The organism is Streptomyces sp. bgisy027 (assembly GCF_057710365.1).
Genome location: NZ_JBYIVZ010000095.1, coordinates 1 through 17,630, shown reverse-complemented (window position 1 = coordinate 17,630; position 17,630 = coordinate 1). Strand labels below are relative to the sequence as shown.

General features: G+C 68.6%; 21 protein-coding genes and 1 pseudogene. 6 read left to right on the top strand and 16 right to left on the bottom strand.

Annotated features, from left to right (window positions below; all coding sequences use genetic code 11):
- Positions 1-57 precede the first annotated feature (57 nt).
- Positions 58-783, top strand: a complete 726-nt coding sequence (locus AC3ETA_RS46625) for an SPDY domain-containing protein (RefSeq protein ID WP_432198968.1) — start codon at positions 58-60, stop codon at positions 781-783.
- Positions 784-923: 140 nt separating this feature from the next.
- On the opposite strand, the gene AC3ETA_RS46620 is transcribed toward AC3ETA_RS46625, so the two are convergent.
- The 3 genes from AC3ETA_RS46620 to AC3ETA_RS46610 form a co-directional block, all read right to left on the bottom strand.
- Positions 924-1,265, bottom strand: coding sequence for a hypothetical protein (locus tag AC3ETA_RS46620; protein ID WP_432198967.1), 342 nt, complete (start codon positions 1,263-1,265; stop codon positions 924-926).
- A 35-nt stretch (positions 1,266-1,300) separates the two neighbouring features.
- Positions 1,301-1,558: a hypothetical protein gene (locus tag AC3ETA_RS46615; protein WP_432198966.1), complete on the bottom strand. Its 258-nt coding sequence runs from the start codon at positions 1,556-1,558 to the stop codon at positions 1,301-1,303.
- Positions 1,559-1,675: 117 nt separating this feature from the next.
- Complete coding sequence (locus tag AC3ETA_RS46610) at positions 1,676-1,831, bottom strand: hypothetical protein (RefSeq protein WP_432198965.1); 156 nt, start codon at positions 1,829-1,831, stop codon at positions 1,676-1,678.
- Between the two features lie 328 nt (positions 1,832-2,159).
- Here AC3ETA_RS46610 and AC3ETA_RS46605 point away from each other — a divergent pair, with 328 nt between their 5' ends.
- The 3 genes from AC3ETA_RS46605 (at position 2,160) to AC3ETA_RS46595 (ending at position 3,118) form a co-directional block, all read left to right on the top strand.
- A complete protein-coding gene (locus AC3ETA_RS46605; protein WP_432198964.1) occupies positions 2,160-2,432 on the top strand; it encodes an SPDY domain-containing protein in 273 nt (90 codons plus the stop codon).
- Positions 2,433-2,468: 36 nt separating this feature from the next.
- Positions 2,469-2,693 carry a hypothetical protein gene (locus AC3ETA_RS46600; RefSeq protein ID WP_432198963.1) on the top strand — a complete coding sequence of 75 codons (225 nt, stop codon included), beginning with the start codon at positions 2,469-2,471 and terminating at the stop codon, positions 2,691-2,693.
- Between the two features lie 128 nt (positions 2,694-2,821).
- Positions 2,822-3,118: an esterase gene (locus tag AC3ETA_RS46595; protein ID WP_432198962.1), complete on the top strand. Its 297-nt coding sequence runs from the start codon at positions 2,822-2,824 to the stop codon at positions 3,116-3,118.
- A gap of 139 nt (positions 3,119-3,257) precedes the next feature.
- On the opposite strand, the gene AC3ETA_RS46590 is transcribed toward AC3ETA_RS46595, so the two are convergent.
- The 10 genes and pseudogenes from AC3ETA_RS46590 to AC3ETA_RS46545 all read right to left on the bottom strand — a co-directional run bounded on the left by AC3ETA_RS46590 (position 3,258) and on the right by AC3ETA_RS46545 (position 10,797).
- Positions 3,258-3,785, bottom strand: a complete 528-nt coding sequence (locus tag AC3ETA_RS46590; protein ID WP_432198961.1) for a proline dehydrogenase — start codon at positions 3,783-3,785, stop codon at positions 3,258-3,260.
- Between the two features lie 129 nt (positions 3,786-3,914).
- Positions 3,915-4,322, bottom strand: a complete 408-nt coding sequence (locus tag AC3ETA_RS46585) for a hypothetical protein (protein WP_432198960.1) — start codon at positions 4,320-4,322, stop codon at positions 3,915-3,917.
- Between the two features lie 67 nt (positions 4,323-4,389).
- A complete protein-coding gene (locus AC3ETA_RS46580; RefSeq protein WP_432198959.1) occupies positions 4,390-6,135 on the bottom strand; it encodes a relaxase/mobilization nuclease domain-containing protein in 1,746 nt (581 codons plus the stop codon).
- 2 nt (positions 6,136-6,137) lie between these two features.
- Complete coding sequence (locus AC3ETA_RS46575) at positions 6,138-6,500, bottom strand: plasmid mobilization protein (protein ID WP_432198970.1); 363 nt, start codon at positions 6,498-6,500, stop codon at positions 6,138-6,140.
- A gap of 260 nt (positions 6,501-6,760) precedes the next feature.
- Entirely contained in the window at positions 6,761-6,982 is a 222-nt protein-coding gene (locus tag AC3ETA_RS46570; RefSeq protein ID WP_432198969.1) for a hypothetical protein, read from the bottom strand.
- A gap of 724 nt (positions 6,983-7,706) precedes the next feature.
- Positions 7,707-7,991: pseudogene (locus AC3ETA_RS46565) on the bottom strand (DUF2637 domain-containing protein); the annotation flags it as partial.
- 104 nt (positions 7,992-8,095) lie between these two features.
- On the bottom strand, positions 8,096-8,689 hold the full coding sequence (locus tag AC3ETA_RS46560) for a WhiB family transcriptional regulator (protein WP_432198958.1): 594 nt from the start codon (positions 8,687-8,689) through the stop codon (positions 8,096-8,098).
- 96 nt (positions 8,690-8,785) lie between these two features.
- Complete coding sequence (locus AC3ETA_RS46555) at positions 8,786-9,493, bottom strand: ATP-binding protein (protein WP_432198957.1); 708 nt, start codon at positions 9,491-9,493, stop codon at positions 8,786-8,788.
- Positions 9,493-10,434: a hypothetical protein gene (locus tag AC3ETA_RS46550; RefSeq protein ID WP_432198956.1), complete on the bottom strand. Its 942-nt coding sequence runs from the start codon at positions 10,432-10,434 to the stop codon at positions 9,493-9,495. Before AC3ETA_RS46550 ends, AC3ETA_RS46555 begins: the two co-directional genes overlap by 1 nt.
- A 3-nt stretch (positions 10,435-10,437) precedes the next feature.
- Entirely contained in the window at positions 10,438-10,797 is a 360-nt protein-coding gene (locus AC3ETA_RS46545) for a hypothetical protein (RefSeq protein ID WP_432198955.1), read from the bottom strand.
- Between the two features lie 774 nt (positions 10,798-11,571).
- On the opposite strand from AC3ETA_RS46545, the gene AC3ETA_RS46540 reads away from it, so the two are divergent.
- The gene (locus AC3ETA_RS46540) at positions 11,572-12,474 is read left to right on the top strand and encodes a helix-turn-helix transcriptional regulator (protein WP_432198954.1); all 903 of its coding nucleotides are present in this window, start codon (positions 11,572-11,574) and stop codon (positions 12,472-12,474) included.
- Between the two features lie 40 nt (positions 12,475-12,514).
- Here AC3ETA_RS46540 and AC3ETA_RS46535 read toward each other — a convergent pair whose 3' ends face one another.
- The 3 genes from AC3ETA_RS46535 to AC3ETA_RS46525 are packed head-to-tail and all read right to left on the bottom strand — an operon-like array spanning position 12,515 to position 15,205.
- Entirely contained in the window at positions 12,515-13,711 is a 1,197-nt protein-coding gene (locus AC3ETA_RS46535; RefSeq protein WP_432198953.1) for an amidohydrolase family protein, read from the bottom strand.
- Between the two features lie 24 nt (positions 13,712-13,735).
- Complete coding sequence (locus AC3ETA_RS46530; RefSeq protein WP_432198952.1) at positions 13,736-14,851, bottom strand: MAB_1171c family putative transporter; 1,116 nt, start codon at positions 14,849-14,851, stop codon at positions 13,736-13,738.
- Between the two features lie 3 nt (positions 14,852-14,854).
- Positions 14,855-15,205, bottom strand: a complete 351-nt coding sequence (locus tag AC3ETA_RS46525; protein ID WP_432198951.1) for a hypothetical protein — start codon at positions 15,203-15,205, stop codon at positions 14,855-14,857.
- A gap of 883 nt (positions 15,206-16,088) precedes the next feature.
- Between AC3ETA_RS46525 and AC3ETA_RS46520 the strand changes: the two genes are divergently transcribed.
- Positions 16,089-16,529, top strand: coding sequence for a pyridoxamine 5'-phosphate oxidase family protein (locus AC3ETA_RS46520; RefSeq protein WP_432198950.1), 441 nt, complete (start codon positions 16,089-16,091; stop codon positions 16,527-16,529).
- The last annotated feature ends 1,101 nt before the right edge of the window (positions 16,530-17,630 follow it).

The window sequence follows — 17,630 nt, the reverse complement described above, 5'->3', positions numbered from 1 at the left end:
GTCGACGAGGTCCGCCATGGCAACCGGAGCGAACCTTGACAGCCCTAATTCCACATAATGGGGAATGCGTATGTCTCCTCCCCACAGCGGCACATCCGCCTCGGCTATCTGCCCGAGGGGCCGGACAACACTCTGTGGAAAGTCGCCGCCCACGCCGATCCTTTTGGTCCTCCACGTTGGATGGCCACCTTCGACACTCCCACGCCCACCGAGTTGGTGACCGCCTTCACCACTGCCCTCGTCACCAGTTACACGAAGGGACCGGACGCCTACCTGTCCGGTACGACCCACCGGGTCGACCAGGCCCTGAACTCCCTGGCACAAGCAGGATGGAAACGCACGGACACGTGGTCCGCGACCGTGTGCACCGCCCCCGACCAACTTGCCGGTGTCACCTACTCGCGCCGGCTCCCCGACTCGCAGGCTGAGCTGCACTCCGACACGCACCGATGGCTGCTGTGGGGAGGCCAAGACGGTTACAGCTCACGCTGGCACGCCTCCTTCACCTCCCGCACGCCCATCCAGCTGATCGCGGCGGCCACCGCACGCCTTGCCGACCCGGCACCCGCGCTGCGGTATGCGCCCCAAGTCCCGTCCCGAAACCGCGGAGCGGCCCACATCACTCCAGTCACACCGCCGGTACCGACTCCCCTGGATATCCGCCGAGCCGCTGCCGCCCGCGCTCGCACGACCGTTCCCCGAGTCATGGTGCGTGCTCCGATGCCAGCGACAGCATCCGGCCCCAGCGCCGTTCTTCCGGCCCGCGCCTTCCGGCGTCGATAACCGACGTACCCCAAAGGGCAAACCACGTGACCGGTAATGCACTCGACTGTCCTATCAGACCCGTCCGCAGATGCCCGCCCGGGGCCATGGCCGTCACCGTCGAGTTCGGCCACCCCATGCGCCGCATGGTCCGCTCCCAGTCAGCCTCCTTGGAGCAAACGCACCAGCGAAGCAGTGATCACGCGGTGACGGCCTCTGAGGGGCACGAGCTTGACCGGCGACTCACCCCGTTTGATCAGTGCGTGAAGGTGGCTACTTGAGACGCCGAGCGCGGTCGCGGCCTTGGGGACGCTCACCGTAGCGGGCCAGGAGCGGATCTCATCGAGAGTCGGGCCGTTGCTGGACTTCGAGCGGCCTTCGTCGGCATCGCTCGCGGTGACCCGCGCATGAGCAGTTCGCTCGGTGCGGGGCCGCTCCCACAGCCGGAGCAGGGCGCGCAGCCGGGCAATGTCCTCTGGGGGTGGCAACGGCGCGTTGTCCACGAGGTTCCGGATGTGCGCCTCTCGTTCCTCAGGCGTCACTGGCCTGTGCTCGGTCCGTACGACTGGGCCCGGTGAGGTGTCCGCGAGTCATCATGCCGCGCCCCTGTTCTAGCCGCCCGTTCACGCTCAGCTTGCTCTGCCGCGAGGCGTTCAGCGGCGGGGGCAAGGATTGGTCTGAGCTGTGCGATCAACTCAGGGGGAATGCCCACGGTGCGGATCGCACGGTCGGCCTGGGCACGGGCATCCGCGATCTCTTCCGGGGTGAGGATCGCGTGGCGCTCTTCCTTGGTCATCAGATCTCCCGCCTTCGTACAAGCCAAGTGCATCGCCCGACAGCGGGTCCGGCAAGGCTCGCAGAAGATGTGCGAATCGTGCGTTCGAGCGGACCAGGGGCCCGAACCTCCGCACGCTCAGAGTGGTCCGTCGGCCTCGGCATCCACCAGCCGCACCAGTTCCTCGACGCTCAGCTCGATCCGCCGCCCATCAGCCATCCGGGACCGGCCCAACGACGCCGCCTCGACGTCGTCGACAGCCTCGTCGTGCTCGTGAATCTCCTCGCTACTCAAGCCCGCTCCTCCTCTTCTCTCTATCAGGCCACGCAAGCGGCCGCTCCCGCACAAGCCGAGTGGACGACCGTTTCATTCCGCGTTGGACGGACATCAGTCGCCGCATCCGTGGCCAGTTCGCCCACGGCAGACGCACACCGCGGGCAACGACTGGAGACCTCGTCCGAGTCCATGTCAACGTACGGAGGCCCGGAAAAACCGCAGGTCAACGAAGGATTACCTGTTCGTGACGCTCACCACCACAACCATGTTCCGGCCTCTCGCAGAGCCTCCTCCGCCCGCCCTCGGCGACCGTGAGTGGCTTCTCGAATGCCACTGCGCCCGGCCCGTGACCGACCTCCTTAAGGCCCAGGGATGGGACGTCGTCGCCGACCTGGACTGCAACGTCCACTGCTCCAGCCCCGACCGACGCGTGTACGTGGGCTTTCTCCCCGAAAGCCGGGAGGCAGCACGCGGCGAGCTGTGGCACATCCATGTCACGGACAACAGCGGCACCAGGGCCTGGCGCCAGACCTTCGGACCGCATACTCCGGCACACGCCGTCGCCGGATTCCTCGCCGCTCTGACCACCTTCCCCTCCCGCTACTGCACCTGCGTGTGACACCCGCTCCGCACTCTCATCGCCCAGGAGACCGTCTTGCCCTACGAGATCACCGTTGGCCAGCTGGTTCACCAGCTCCAGACCTTCGACCCCGACCTGCCTGTGTACCTCGCCGTCAATCCCGACTGGCCCTACGCCCACCGCATCGGCCGCACCCTGGAGATCACCGGGGCGTCCGGAGCCGTCTACATCGCTGAAAACGGCCAGGCGGGCGTGCTGCCGCCCGCCGTCCGCAACCAGCTGGACTGGGCCGACGTATGACGTGCCACCCGCGGACACGGCCCGCTGCGCCGCCGATCAACTCCTCCGACTCCTCGCACCACCTGCTCCTCAGTGACCTGGTCCATCACCCCATGCCACAGTCGGTTCGCGGCGCTCTCCTCCGCTGTGTGCCGCCTCATCCCGCCCAGCCGATCCGCACGGTGTGGATAAGCGACCTGAAGCCCGAGCGTCTCCATCCCGGCTCCATTCTGCTCAGCTGGGAGCCCGGCCTCGGAGGCGGAATGGATGTGACCGCTCGCCTCCGTCTGGCTTCGGCGGAGGTCCTCCTCGCCAGCTGGCCGGACCTCCATGGCGACTGGACCACGGTCGTGCACCCCACTCTTCACGAGGTCATCGAGCTTCACACTGCGCTGTCCGTCGCCACCGACGCCCTGCACCTCGCCAACCACCTGGCGAGCCGCTGACGAGCCGTTCGCCGCGAACTTCCGAGGGCTGCACCCACGATTGGGGGCAGCCCTCGTGGCGTTGGGACATCGGAACCCTGTGTCGGACGGCCGAGCGCCTTCTTACTGCCGACCGCTGGTGTGCCCACGATCGCGGCTGTTAGAGGCGTATCCCGCTGTCGCCCAGGATGTCGGCGGCTGCCGCACGAAGGCCCTTCACGGCCTGGTAGAGCAAGTGCTCCCGCTCAGCGGCGAGCGCCGTGTCGTCGGCCTTGCGGGAGGTGTCTTCCGCGTGAGCGTCACGCACCATCCGCTGCACGACCTCGGCGAGGGCGGCAGCCGCGCGGACCACGGCGTAGAGCGCCTCCACCACGGAAGGCAGCCCTTCCAAGATGACGAGTTCGGCGGCCCGGTGGACGTCACGGGCCCGGGTGACGAAGCGTTCCATCTTCTGGTCGACGTCCCTCAGATCCGGCCGGTCCTCCCGTAGCGCGTCACGCACCGCGTCCAGGGCGACATCACGGTCGTACACCGCGCCCAGGTAGTTCGCGTAGGCGTCCCGGCGGTGCTGCCGACGCCACTCAACGAACTGCGAGCGCGCCGCCGCGCGTCCGGTGACCATCGCGGAGCCGAGGGTCGCGAGTGAGCCTACGGCGGCACCGAGCAGAGCGGCGAGTCCAGCGTCCATCGCCCCATTCTTCCTACGCCCAGGCCTACTTGAGGTACGAGCAGAAGCGAGACCTGGTCGTTCACAGGGAGCCTTATGAGCCTGCCGCATGCACCACCGGACGTCGTCTACGGTGCTTGCCCGCAGGACCTATTCGGGCCTGAACTCTGTCAGATACATGCCGGCGAGCGTGCCGTCGTAGCCCGTGGCCTGGGCCGCGGCCTCCAGGCTCGGATAGTCCTGCCCTCCGACGTCGATCATCGCCTCGTAGTCCGCGCGAGTCAGTTCGCGCTCGATCCACTGGTGTGCGCAGCGGCAGCGGATGCTGATCTCGTTGTGGTCGCAGATGACCATCCAGTCGCGCCGTGCGCCGCACTGCGGGCACATCACCGGGATCCCGGTGATGACGATTTCCTCGGGGTGGGTGGTGGCGCGGAGACCGATGGTGCTGTGGCTGAGTTGGATCTCCTCCTGGAGGCGCCGCAGGGGATCGTCGCCGAGGGCCGTCTCCGGCAGAACGGTTCTCTGAGGGTGGAGGCCTTCGTCCAGTACCTGCATTGTCTCCTTCTCCATATCAACTAGCCCTAACAGGCGCCGGCCGTCGGTGTCCAGCTCTTTGCGCTGCTCAGCGCCTTGGTCCTCCGGGGTGAGGCTCCGTACGGTGGGTCACGGCCAGCGCCTCGGGTGCCAGTGGCGGAACCGGGTGAGGGCGCGATTGCGTCGCCCGAGTGTCCGTGCGTGCACGCGGTGGTGCCATGGTGGCGGGCAGGTTGGCGATGCGTCGTAGCCGCCAGACGAGGACGTCGGTGAGGCTGTCGGCGGTTTCCAGTTCGCGCCATTCGACGGCTTGTTGGAGCAGGGCGTCGGGGTCGTAGCCTGCGCGCTCGGCCTGGTCCAGGGTGGCGGCGAGTGCGTCCCAGCCGGGTTCGCGGCGTACGGAGTCGGACTGCTCGGACAGGGCGGCTTCGAGAGTGCTGGCGTACCGCTCTCGTACGGGTTCGGGGAGGCGCCGGCCCTGCTCGCGCATCGCGTTCATGGGAGTGGCGGCGGCCGATCGGTAGGCGCTGCGCAGGTGTTGTGCGGCTCGTTGGGCGGCGGCTGCCTGCTGGGCGTGGCCGCGGGCGGAGTGCCAGCGGGCGGCGACAATGGTGACGAGGACCATCGTGGACAGGACCATCGCGGTGGTGCCGCCGTCTTCGCCTTTGCCGAGGGCGTTGCCGGCGCGGATGATGCCGCGGGCGGCGGAGCGGATGGCGCGGTTATCGGCGCGCTCGGCGCAGATGTGGGAGCGGGTGGCGCGTTCGAAGGCGCGGGCGGCCTCGGCGAGTTCCCTGCGGGTTGAGGCCGGGGCGGTCTGGGCGAGGGCGTCGAGGAGTTCGCCGACGCCGACGAGTTGGGCGGAGGAGTCTTCGTCGTCGTCTCCGTCGAGGATCGATACCGCCCGTTCGGCGGCCGGGAGCGCCTGGCGTCGGGCAGGGGCCGGGCGAAGTATTCGGTCATCTCCGTGGTCGGTGACGGGATCGTCTTCGAGGAGTCCGGGGTCCAGGCGCTGACGGATCTTGGGGAGGGAGAGGTCCGGGGCGAGTTTCGAGCCGGAGAACCAGATGGGTTCGCCGTCGCGGTTGCGGTCGTCGGGGAGGGCGACCTTGTATCCGAGGGTGTCGCCGGACGGGGCGATGCGCTGTTCGACCCGGAGGCCGGCTTCGGCGAGGCGGTGGAAGAACTCTTCCTCGCTGGCGGCTCCGGCCAGGGCGTGGCGGACGCTCTCCCGCAGGGTCTCGCGAGCTGTTTCCGTCCGGCCGGTTCGTTCGGCCTTGGAGCGTTCGGCGCTGGTGGGGCGCTGGGCGGCGGTGCGGTCGCCGCCGTTGAGGATCTGCAGGCCGAACTCCTTCTCGATCTTGCGGCATTCGGCCTGGGCGCGGATGCCGTCTTCGTGGCGGCGGGGGCTGCGTCCGTCTTCGCGTTTGAGGGTGGCGACGAGGTGGATGTGGTCGTCGGCGTGGCGTACGGCGATCCACCGGCATGCCTTGTCGTCGCCGTACTCGGCGATGCCGGTGGCGTTGACGATGCGGCGGGCGACCTCGGCCCATTCGACGTCGGTGAGGTGGCGGTCGCCGGGGGCGGTGCGGACGGGGCAGTGCCAGACGTGCCGGGCGGGTCGCCGGTCCTTCGGAAGGGCGAGGACGGGGAGGTCGAGTCGGTCGGTGAGTTGCTTGAGCGTGGCGGTCGGATCGCGTCCGGGGTCGGGAGCGAGTTCGGGCATCCAGGCTGCGACGAGGTGCGGGTCGGTGTGTTCTTCGCGGCGGCCGGGGCCGTAGAGGTAGTTGAGGAGTCCGTACGTGCGGCTGCCGGTGGAGATGTCGGGGACCACCGTCAGCGCCGCGCGATCTCGATCGCGGCGGCCTCGACCCGGTCCGCGGCCCGCAGGACACGGGCGACCGCGTCGTCCGCGTACTCCGCCTGACCGCCGGAGTTGAGGATGCGGGCCACCTGGTTGAGGTTGTTGCCGGCGCGGGCGAGCTGTGCACTGGCGGCCATCAGTTCTTCGACCCGGCCGCGCTGGTCCAACAGCCAGGGCTGGGGGCCGCCTTGGGCCTGGGCGACCGCAACCGCCGCGTCCGCGAGGAACCCAGCGGTCTTCAGGCCGACGGCTTCCGCAGCGCGCTTCACCAGAGCGAGTTCGTCGGAGGTCAGTCGGACGCTGCGGACTTGGTCGCGGTGCACGCTCTGGCGCAAGCGAGGGCGCGTACGCGGGACGGCGGGCGGGTTCGGTTCTTCTCCTGGCTGCGATCCGCCCTCGGTCGTAGCCTCCGAGCACGGCGCCCCCTGGTGCCGGGCCTCCGCCGCCCCTCCCCGGGCGGAGGCTTGCGCTTCCGAAACTCCTCCGCAGCCCGTGGCAGCGGAGGAGTTTCGGAAGCTACAGCTTGCTCGGCCTCGTGCCGGGCAGTCGTCTTGCTGCAGGTCAGAGGTTGTTTCGGGCGATTCGGAGCGTGCCATCAGGGAGTCTGGGCCTTCGTGCGGCGCACGTCGCGGAGGATCTCGGCGACGAAGTCGAGCGCGAGGACCGGGTGGTGCAGGGTTCGGGGCGTGCTGGCGAGGGTTCGCTGGACGGTCCAGGTGCCGTCCGGGCCGGGTTCGGCGTGATGCAGGTGGCCGTACCGGCGGAGCACGGTGATCCAGGCGTCGGCTTCGGCCGGGGTGGTGGGTGTGGTGCGCAAGGTGTGTCTCCGGTGCGTGGAGGAGAGGTGGTCGGGTGCGGGCGGGCGGCCAGGTTGTGGCCGTTGGCCGCCCGCCGTCCGGGCCGGTCGGCCAGCCGGTCGTGGTGACCGACTTGTGGCCGGTCTCGGCGCGGAGTTGTTGCATCAGGGCGGTCAGCCGGTCGTTGGCCAGCGTTTTGCCCTGTCCGCGGATGGCGTCGGCGACGACCTCGCGGGTGACCTTGCCCGCGTCGGCGACCGCCTGGCGGGCGATCGGCAGGAGGGTGTCCGCCAACGCGGCGGTGTCCGGGCCGCCGGTGTCCGTGGTCTCCGAGGCAGTGTCCGGGCTGGTCTCCGGCTCGGTGACCGTGCGGGTGGCGAGCCGTAGGCGGGTGACCGGGGTAGGTCTGCTGACTGGGTGTCCGCCCAGGTCAGCGGTGTCTCCGCCGTGCTTGGGCTCCGGCTCCGGGACGCTCTCCGAGTGTCCGGACGGCTCCTCCCTGTCAGCCGTTCGCGGTGCGTCCGGGCCAGAGGTGACCGCCGGTCGGCCGTTCTCCGGCCGGGAGAGCGGGGCCGAGTGTCCGGAGGTGACCGGAACCGACGGCCGGTGTCCGTCCGCCGCCCGTGGGGTCTCCGGCCGGTCAGCGGCTATCCGGTCAGTGCGAACGGCGAGGGTGTCCGGGTGTCCGTGGTGACCGGCCTCGGTGACCCGGCGGGCGATGAGGATGTACAGGTGGACGGCTCCGGCCAAGGCGAGCGGGGCGAGGGTGGACAGGGCTCCGACGGTGACATCGCCGAGTCGGAGTCCGCCGCCTCCGGGGTGCTGCTGGTTCAGGCGTACGGCGTGCAGAGCGTTGGCCCAGATGCTGGCGGTGGTCGCCGTGCCGAACAGCGTCCACACGTACAGCCGGGCGGCGAAGGAAGCGGTGCGCAGGACCAGGAGGGCGCGGACTCCGTAGGCGATGAAGCCGTCGATCACCAGGGGGAAGAGGAACGTGAGGGGGCCTCGGACGTGAATGGCCGTGGCCATCTGCTGCAGGGCGTCGTACGAGAGCGCGCATCCAGCACCGCCGAGCGCGACGATCGCGGCTCGGTCCCAGGCGGTGATCCGCGCCGGTGTTGGCACGCTGTGGCTCACGCCGCCGTCCCGAGGTCGTCGCGTGCGGGAGTCTCGGCTGCGGGCGCCTTGAGCTCCTTGGTGGGGCTGGCCTTGGACTTCTCCTTGGTCTTGTTCGCCTTCTTCTGGTCAACGGCTCGGTGCTGGATCTTCCGGCGGGTGCGGCGGTAGAGCTTCTTGGCGTGCGCCTCGGTGATCTTGAGCATCCGGGCGAGGTCTTCGGCCGGTATTTCGGCGTGGTAGGCGGCTATGACGAGGGCGGCGCGCTCAGCCTGGGTGAGGTGGATGTCGCGGCCGGCCAGTACGTCGTTCACCCGGGCGGAGTCGGCGCGACGGTGGAGCTTGCGGTGCAGGGGGTGGCGTTCCTCCTCGGTCATGCCGCCCCGGATGCCGTCGTGGTCGCCGTTTTCGAGGGCCGCGTCCAGGCAGGTGGTGCGGACGGGGCACTGCGCGCACAAGGCCTTGGCGGCGCGGATGCGGTCCATCTCGTCGGGCTCGGGAAAGAAGATGTCCGGGTCGACCTGGTGGTGGGGCGTCGAGCGGCAGGCGGCGCTGTCGTGCCAGGTGAGGTTGCCGAGGGTGCGCGGCGTCTGGTTCTCGGTGCTGTGCATGTGGGGTCTCCGGTCGCCCTGGGCGCGTTTTGGGCAGGCGCGTCCCAGGGGTTGGTACGTGAAGGGGGCGGAAGCGGTGGCAGCCGGTCGCGGGGATCAGGCGGCGTCGACGCGGCGACGCTCGGCTGCGAGGGCTCGTCTACGGTCGGGGCCGTCGAGGATGACCTTGTCGCTCATCTCGGTCAGCCGGGAGGCGACCCGGTCGCCGATGTGCTGGCGCAGGTCGGCCATGCCGAGGTTGGTGGTGATGAGCGTCGGGAGCATCTCGTTGTAGCGGCGGTTGATCAGTCGCATCGTGATCTCCTCGGTCCACTCGCTGTTCTTGGCCGCGCCGAGGTCGTCGATGATCAGCAGTGGGCAGCGGGCGAGGTCCATCAGTTCCCGCTCGCCGTCGTGCCCGGGGCGGGGTCGCAGTTCCGCGTACAGGTCGGCTGCTGTGGTCGCCTTCCAGCGCAGCCGGACTCCGGCGAGGAGCAGCGAGCGGATCGCGCCGTACGCCTGGTGGGTCTTGCCGGTGCTGGTGGTGCCGACGATCAGCAGCGAGCGGCCTTGGGCGATGCCGGGTGCTCCCTTGGGTCCGGGACGGCCGGCCTCGGCGATCGCGCGGACCCAGGCGGCGACCGCCGGGTGGTCGGCGACGGCGGCCTGGTAGCGGGCCGGGATGCGGGCCTGCGCCGCCTGGAGGGCGGGGATCGGCTCGACCGTGTCGGTGAGTTGCACAGCCGGGTCGATGCCCCGTGAGGTGAGGATGTTGGCCAGGCGGCGGGCGATGCCGCCGATGGGCTGGGCGTCGTGGTCGCGCATCACAGCTCCTCGGCGTAGGCGGCGGCAGGGTCGGTGGGGTTGGCCCAGGCCCGGTGAGCGGGCACGTTAGGCCGCGATTCCGTCCGCACCAAATTGGTGGGGGTGGCGTTCATGGCCTCGTGGACCAGGCTCGGCAGGGTGCTCGGGTGCAGCCCCTTGGTCCGGTGGCGAGCGAGCCCGGCCCGGATGTGGTCCGGGTCGATGCCCTCCGCGAGGAGCTTGGCGGTCTCCCGTCCGAGGTGGCCGAGCACGCCGCTGGGCGGTCGGTGGGCGCAGGCAGCGGCGTACTCGGCCATGAGCTGCTGGGTGGAGACGGTCTCCGGTGCGGGGGCGCCTGCGTCCCCCGAAGGAGAAGTAGTTCCTAGATCCAAGTTCCTAGGTCCTAGATCCGGACCGTGAGGGCTCATCGAGGGCTCACTGAGTCCTCCGTGAGGGCGCCGTGAGGGCTCACGGCGTGCGCTCTGATCTGCGGTTTTGTGAGGGGCGGGGATCGCGTGCGGAGCGCGTGAGCCATCACTGAGTCCTCCGTGAGGGCTCATGGAGGACTCCGGGACGTCTCCGTGAGTTCGCAGTGCGTCCGGTGCGGGCTGCTCGACGTCGTGGTGCGGGCAGGCCGGGAAGCGGACGCCGCTCGGCCGGTTGATCTTCTGGTGCTGTCGCCAGGTGACGATGTGCAGGTACCGCTTGCCGTCGTCGCCTTCGTAGCGGCAGATCAGGTGGGCGGCGGCCAGTTGGGTCAGGTCGTCCTCGACGTCCACGGGGCCGTGCTCCGGGCGCAGCGACCACAGCAATCCGGTGATCACGGCGGGCTGGTCGCGGAAGCGGCCGTGGTCGTCGGCCTGGGTGAGGAGGCCGAAGAAGGTCCGCTCAGCGGCGAGGGAGACAGCGGCCAGGGACTCGGACGCGAAGGCTTCGGGCTTGATGGTTCGGATCCGGGCCACGGGTCAGCTGCCCCCGTCCGAAGTTGCACAGGCACTGACAGTGGGGTGCAGGGTCCCGGTGGTGAGGTCGAGGTCGTAGGCCTCGTCCCAGTCCGCCTCGGGGAAGGCGCGGATCACCCAGCGGGCGGCGGCCACGCACTGGGGCCGGTTGAGAGGTATCGGCTGCCCCCGCCGGTCGTACGCGCGGGAGTAGGGGCTCGGCCAGGTCTGGCTGGGCTGGTGCTGCGAGACACGGATGACGCGGGCGCCGGGCACCATGTCCGCCAGGAGAGCGGCCAAGCGGATCTGGCGGGTGCCGTCAGGAGATTCGACGGCCTGGGCGTGCTGAGCAGCGAGTGCCCTTCCGCTTCGGGACGCGGGCATGGGAGAATTCCTCACTCGTAGGTGGGGTGGGACGGCCGTTCTCGTCGAAAAGGCCAGCCGACTCGCCCCGGTTATGAATCCGCGCCCTCAGGGGTGGCGGGCTTGGCGCCCGGGAGCTGCTAACTCCTGGGCGCCGCATCATTTCCCCTTGGAAATCACGGACTTGACGTTGGATGCGGTTTGGTGTCTCTCCCTTGAGAGGTTCGGGTTCGGCGGTTCCGCCGAGGGAGCAGCAACATATGCAGACGGCGGTCAACACTCGAGCGGATAGCGGGGGCTGGGCGGGTTCGACGCCAACTCGACATATATCGCTGGGTCAGTGGGTGCCAAGACTCAATGGGTGCGTGCCACTAACTCACAGCTGAATCCGCGAGAGTCTCGGCATTCGAGCCGGACGGCATTACCAACGGCCGTTCGATGAAGCAGAGACACACGACACTCCTCATGCGACAGCCACCCGCGCGTACCGGTTCAAGGACAAGAAGTGACCGCACCGCGAATCCGCACCCTTGCGGGACGACGCCGCGAAACTTCCAGCGCCTGAGAGACGAACTCGCTGACGCCGATTCCCACGGCGAGAGCCCCACACATTGGACGTCGCGGTTGCACTCCCCTCGCGCCCTCCCTCAGCCCGAGAGCCTCGACAGGACGCGAACACCAAGATCGAGCAGGTATGCAACCGAGCCCGTTCTTCGCTAAGCTGAAGCTATTCCCGACTGGAGAAAAAGTCAACGCGCTGGATGATCCCCAGCTTGCATAAAAAACGAGGGCCCCATGTCTGCTCGTCACTTCGACCGCGGCCGTCTGCGTACGGTGCGACGGGCTGCGGAGATCTCGCAGGTTGCCGTGGGCGAGGCCCTGGGCGTGTCCGACTCGGCGGTCGCCAGCTGGGAGAACGGCGCGCAGACCCCAGACCCCGAGAAGCTGCCCGCGCTGGCGCGCGCTCTCGGCCGCGATGTAGACGATCTGTTCCCTCGGTCCGGGCCGCCTGACCTGACTGATCTGCGGTGCGATGCCGGCTACTACCAGTACGAGACGGCCGCGCTGATCGGAACCAAGAGCGCCGGCCCCGTGGCAGGGGCCGAGCGCGGTGAGCGACGACTCAAGGACAAGTACGTCCCGGCCCTGGCGGGGGCCTACGGGGTCAGCGAGGTCGAGCTGCGGCGAGCGGAAGACCGGTCGATCGCCAAGGCACAGGGCATTCCGGCCGAGGAGCCCGCAGCGTCGGAGGCGGAGGGGGCGTCGGCCTCCGGTGCCGCTCCTGAATCGCTGACCGAGAAGATTGCTCTGCTGCTGGACAGTACGTATCCCAGTCCTCCGGGGCCTCCGTCCGATGCGGAGATGGCGAACGCGGTGAACACCAGCGCCGGAGCGCGGCTCCTCACCGAGGAGGAGTTCCGGGATCTCCGTACGGGCGCCGCCGAGACCGCTTCCCCGGAGGTTCTGGACGCCCTTGCCGACGTCATCGGCGTCTCGCGGATGTACTTCGAGCCGGACGACGCCGTGGCCGCTCAGGTCTATGAGGGCCTCCAGCTCCTGGCAGCCGCGAGGAAGGGGGCCGTGAGCCGGGTCAAGGCTCGTGGCCCGGGCTCGGGAGGCCTGTCGCCGAAGGCTCTGGGGCTCATCAACGAGCTGGTGGCGGAGCTGGAGGAGAAGGAAACGGACGCGAACGAGTAGCGCCTGCCCGCGGCTGACGGCCTGCGGACAGGACGTACAGCTACTGCTGTCCCGCCGGCCCGCCCGGCTCGTAGAGACCACCGGCGGCGACCACGGTCCGCACCGTCTTCAGAACACCGAGATCCTCCAGGGGATCTCCGTCGATCACGAGCAGGTCCGCGCGGAATCCCGGGGCGATCCGGCCCGTCGACTCACCCAGCCCGAGCGCGTCTGCGGCGTCGGCGGTCGCCATGTCGAGGATCGTGCCGTTCGACAGGCCCAGGTGCGCGTAGAAAGCGAGGGCGGGGACCAGGCCGTCGAACCCGGCGCGCTGGACTCCGGCGTCGGTGCCGGCGATGAGCTTGGCGCCGGCCTCCGCCATCTGCCGTACGAGATCGAACATGGCTGCCGCCCGCTCCTCGCCGAAGAAGCGGGGAAGCATCTGCCAGTGAGGGCTGACGGCGGGGCAGACGGCGATGTCCCGGTCGATGATCTGCTTCAGGACGTCCTGGCGGAGGTCGAAGCCGTCGTTCGTCATCCACGTGCAGTGCTCGATGGTGTCGACGCCTGCTTCCACGGCCGCGGTGATGCCGTCCGTACCGTGCGCGTGGGCGGCCACCGGGAGCCCGGCCTCGTGGGCCTCGTCCACCAGGGCCTGGAGTTCTTCCGGGGTGAACTGGCTCTGCCAGCTCTTCGGCCCGTCCTTGGTCAGACCGCCTCCGGTCACCATCGCCTTGATCACTCCGGCACCCGCCGCGACGTTGCGCCGTACGAGGTCGCGGACCTCGGTCACTCCGGCGACCTCGCCTCCGAGGAAGTGACAGTGACCGCCGGGCGGGGTGGCAGGCGTCCCCGCTGAGACGATCCGGGGGCCTGGCGTACCTCCGCGGGCGATCTCCTCGTCCAGGCGCAGGGCGAGGCCGTTGCGGTCTCCGAGGTCTCGGACCGTCGTCACGCCGCTGCGCAGGAGCTGCTCCGCACGGCGTCGCATGTCCTCCAGCAGCGTCTCGTCGCTGGACTCGTGGAGCGCTGCCACGGGGTCCGCGCTTCCGTCGAACGCGAGGTGGACGTGTGCGTCGATGAGCCCGGGCACGATCGTTCCGTCGGGGAACGCGAGATGCGGCGTGCTGGTGTCCACCTGCTCCGCGATCGGTGCACGCGGTCCCACCGCTGTGATCGAGTCGCCCTCGATCAGGACGGCGCCGTCGTCCAGGTACGTCCCGGAGCCGACGAGGACTCGGCCAGCGGTGATGAGCATCTGGTTTCTCCTTGGCTTCGGTGGTCAGGCGGACAGCCGCAGTGCGTCCGACACGGCGATCAGCTGGCGTACGTCCGCTTCCCGGTTGTCCTCCTTGGGCACCGCCAGCGGTACCGCCGAACGAGGCGCGAGTTCGCCCTTTCCGATCGTGTCCACAGCGTGCCGAAGTCGGGCCGCCAACACGGCCGGGGGGAGGTCGAGCACTTCGGTCTCCTCCGACGTATCGGCCAGATACGGGCTGACGTCGACCAGCCCGTCGCGACACTCCACTATCCGTCGGTGGTAGCGACGGTGCACGCCGCGCGCCCGCCACCGGTCCCACAGCCCGGAGGAAGCGGGTCGCAGCACGTTCTCGGGACAGGCCTCGGCGAGCAGTCGCCACAGCGGAGCCAGCCGACGGTGGTCACGGCGACGCCGCAGCCAGAGCCGCACCGCCGTGATCCTCGCGCGGGCGCCCGGATAGGTGACCCCCACGAAGAACAGCAGGATGGACACCACCAGCAGGAACGCGACGCCCGTCATGAGCGCCTGCGGCACGGTCCCGCCGCTCCACCGGATGACGACGAAGACGGCGCGGACAGCGCAGGCCACCGCCATCACGCCGAGACCGACGGCGGCCATCCACAGGCCCGTGGCATGCGGGCGCCTCGACATACGCGCGTAGCGGTGCGTCCACCGGCCGGCGACGCCGAGGGCGTACATGAGGTACAGGCCGGCGCCGCCGTAGAAGAAGGCGATCTGCGGGATCGTCATGTCCGCCGTACTGAAGGAACCGGCGAACACCTCGTGCGGGACCGACAGCGCGGCGACCGTGATCGCCATCGCCACCGCGGCCACGACGAGTGCCTCCCGCCTGGCGCGCAGTCGCCCGGCCCGTTCATCGGCCGAGTACAGGTAGAAGCACATGAGGAAGTAGACCGTGAGCAGGAGCAGCACGTTCTGAATCAGTTTCGCGGTGCCGTGTCCGGCCACGGTGTCGACGCCCGAGGCACCGCCGGGCATGGCCAGCGGATAGGACAGCGCGGCGCTCAGCAGGCAGAGCGTGACGGAACGAAGCGGCGCGTCATGGGGTGCTCGCGACCACTGGTACAGCTTCCAGACGACGGCGGCGACGAGGCCCAGGAGGATCACTTCGGTCACGGGTCAGAGCCACCCTCGCCGGTCGCCCAGCGCGGCCTGGACCCGTCGGACCGAGGGGTCCTCGGACAGCGGGGTGACGTGATCGAGCACCGACGACCATTCCAGGATGATCGTGGCCGCGAGCTCGACCTGGCACTCCTCCCCGTCCTCGTACGAGCACCGGCGGGCGACTCGTCGGATGAGCTTCGGGTCGAGTACGGGGATCAGAGTCGCCCAGCCCTCGACGAAGTCGTCCGGCGCCTCCTCCTTCTCGGTCTCCTCCCACTCGGCTACGAAGATGTGGAAGAGCTCGTGCAGGATGATCTGCTGCTGATGCAGGTGTGTCGTCTCCTGCTGGTAGAGGATCAGGTCCATCTGCGGGGTATCGATACACAGCCCGGAGGGACCCGGCTTCTCCAGCGGGAAGGGCCGAAGGACGATCGGACGCCCGCGCCTCTCGCCAACCAGTCGGCACAGCTCTTTCACATCCAACGGTGGCTGCACGCCGAGGGCCTGCAGCTCTCGCCGCAGCCGACGGTGCAGGTCTCGTTCCACCGTCCGCTTCCGAGCCGTACGCCAGCGCCCCAACCTCCGACGGCTCACTCCGTCCCTCGTAGGCACGTTGGATGCAGCCGCGTCACGGTCGTCTGTTCCCGACCCCATCAGTAGTCCCCTTCGTACCAACCGTGGATGGCTCGTCCACGAAGCCGGGCGATGCCAGCACCCGTATCGAATCTGGTCCGGTCCCCGCCGCGCTACAAAGCCCATGGGGTGATCACGGGAGTCGAAGGCGGTGAGTCGAGCCGAACCGCGAACGCCCCGGCCCAGGGCGCGCAGGAGTGCGCACCTGGAACTCCCCACAATCGAAAGTCGCTAGAGCGAACGAGCAATGCGCCATATCAAGCGCCCTCGGCAGGCTTCGGGAACTTCATCGGACACTACGCGACGCCCTTAGCAGGATCTGACCGAAAGTAGCCCCGCGAGTCACCAGGGCGCACGGGAACAAACCAAGCTAAATCACCACATGAAGATGTAGATCATGCCCTTGAGCTGGCACTTCAAGGGACTTGATGCGCACACGCCAGATATCATGAGGGATGCTAAGTTCGTTATCGATCTGAGATATTTTCACTGTGAATACATAGGGCAAAGTTCGCTATACGATCCAAAATTTCCGCCCCGCCTCGATCGGGGGCGGGATGTGGCCCTAGCCACTTTCGGACAGCTTGGACATCATTCGCGATTAGGCTTCGCGACCATGCGTACCGAGATAAGCAGCCAAGGTGACAACTACCTGGAGTTCTGGAACGAGTACCATCTATGCACCCTGACGACGCTCCGACCAGACGGCCGCCCGCATGTCGTGCCGGTCGGGGTCACCGTGGACGCCGAAGCCGGCGCCGCTCGCGTTATCACTCGCAAATCGAGTAGAAAAGTCGCCAACCTTCAGGCGGCACGCCCCGGGCAGGCACGCGTGGCGGTCTGCCAAGTGGACGGAGGACGTTGGGCGACGCTGGAAGGCACCGCCGAGGTCCTCACGCATCCGGACGCTGTGGACGACGCCGTGACGCGCTACAGGCAGCGGTACGGGCGGACACCGGCTCCGGATCCGGAGCGCGTGGTCATCGAGATCACGATCGACCGGGCCCTGGGCCACGTCGATGCGCCGAAACCCATGAAAACGAACGCTGCGGCCTGACGAACCAGCGGGCCGTCATGGGGTTGGTTCATGCTCGATGCGGCCTACAGGCGAAGCCGATGAGAGACCTCGCACTCGACGGACAGAAGCTCAATTCCCCATCCATGTCACCCGCACAGTTGGGAATGAAGAGTCGGGGGTCATTGCGGGGGCCCGGTCCGGTTGTTGACCTCCGATTGATTGTCACGTGATGTAGACGTTCAACTACAGCTGGGGAGAGGGCGATAGGTCGCCGGTGGGAAGCGGATGCCGACAGACGCCGGGTTCGCGCGTCGTCTGGGCAGGTCCCGCAAGAGTTGGGGCTGACGAGCAGCTCGGCAAGTTGCCCGAGCACCTGGGAGATGAACAACGGCGACATCGCGGCGATCGGTGGTGACGAGTCTGCTCTTGTGGCCAAGCCTCTTCCCGAAGGTTCTCCGTAGGCGCTGACGAGCGCCTCGTGATCATTCCGAGGAGTCTCCTCGCCGCCGCGAAGCCAGCCATGGCCGATGCCAATGTGCGCGGGGCCAAGCCAGCAGGCGTCAAGCACCCTCTTCACGTCGCTGGCTGAGGGCCGAGATCCATTCCTGCCTGTCGAGGCCTGCCTTCAGGCGTTACGGGAGGACAACGCCCGTCCCGAAGCGATGACCACCGACACGTCGGTGGTCATCGCCGCACTTCCAGAAACCAGGCTTCTCGTCATGGAAGGCGTTCGGCCGAGGGGCCTGGCTCAAGTCGGTCGATCTGATGCAGGAAGCACAGCCCGCGATCATGTGTCAGTTCGATGACGCCCCGGCCCGTGGCCTGGTGCTGTGACAGGCCCGCTATGTCGAACTACCGCCGTCGGAGCACCTCGTGTGGGAGATGGCCGCGCTCCGGGAGCGGGTCCGTCGGGTCGAGCGCATCCGGGTTGTAGCCGACCAGGGGCGACCCGGCGTCCAGGCCCTCTGATGGTTATCCGCACTTGTCGTTCTCGGGACCATTCGCCTCTAGCAGCTGAGGTACACACCGGACGGCGTACTGGCCGGCGCGTATCGGCATGACGACGCCGAGTTGATCGAGACCTGGCGCAGGGACTTCGAGGTGCTCTACGGCATCGGCGGGGACTTCGCGTCGTGAGGC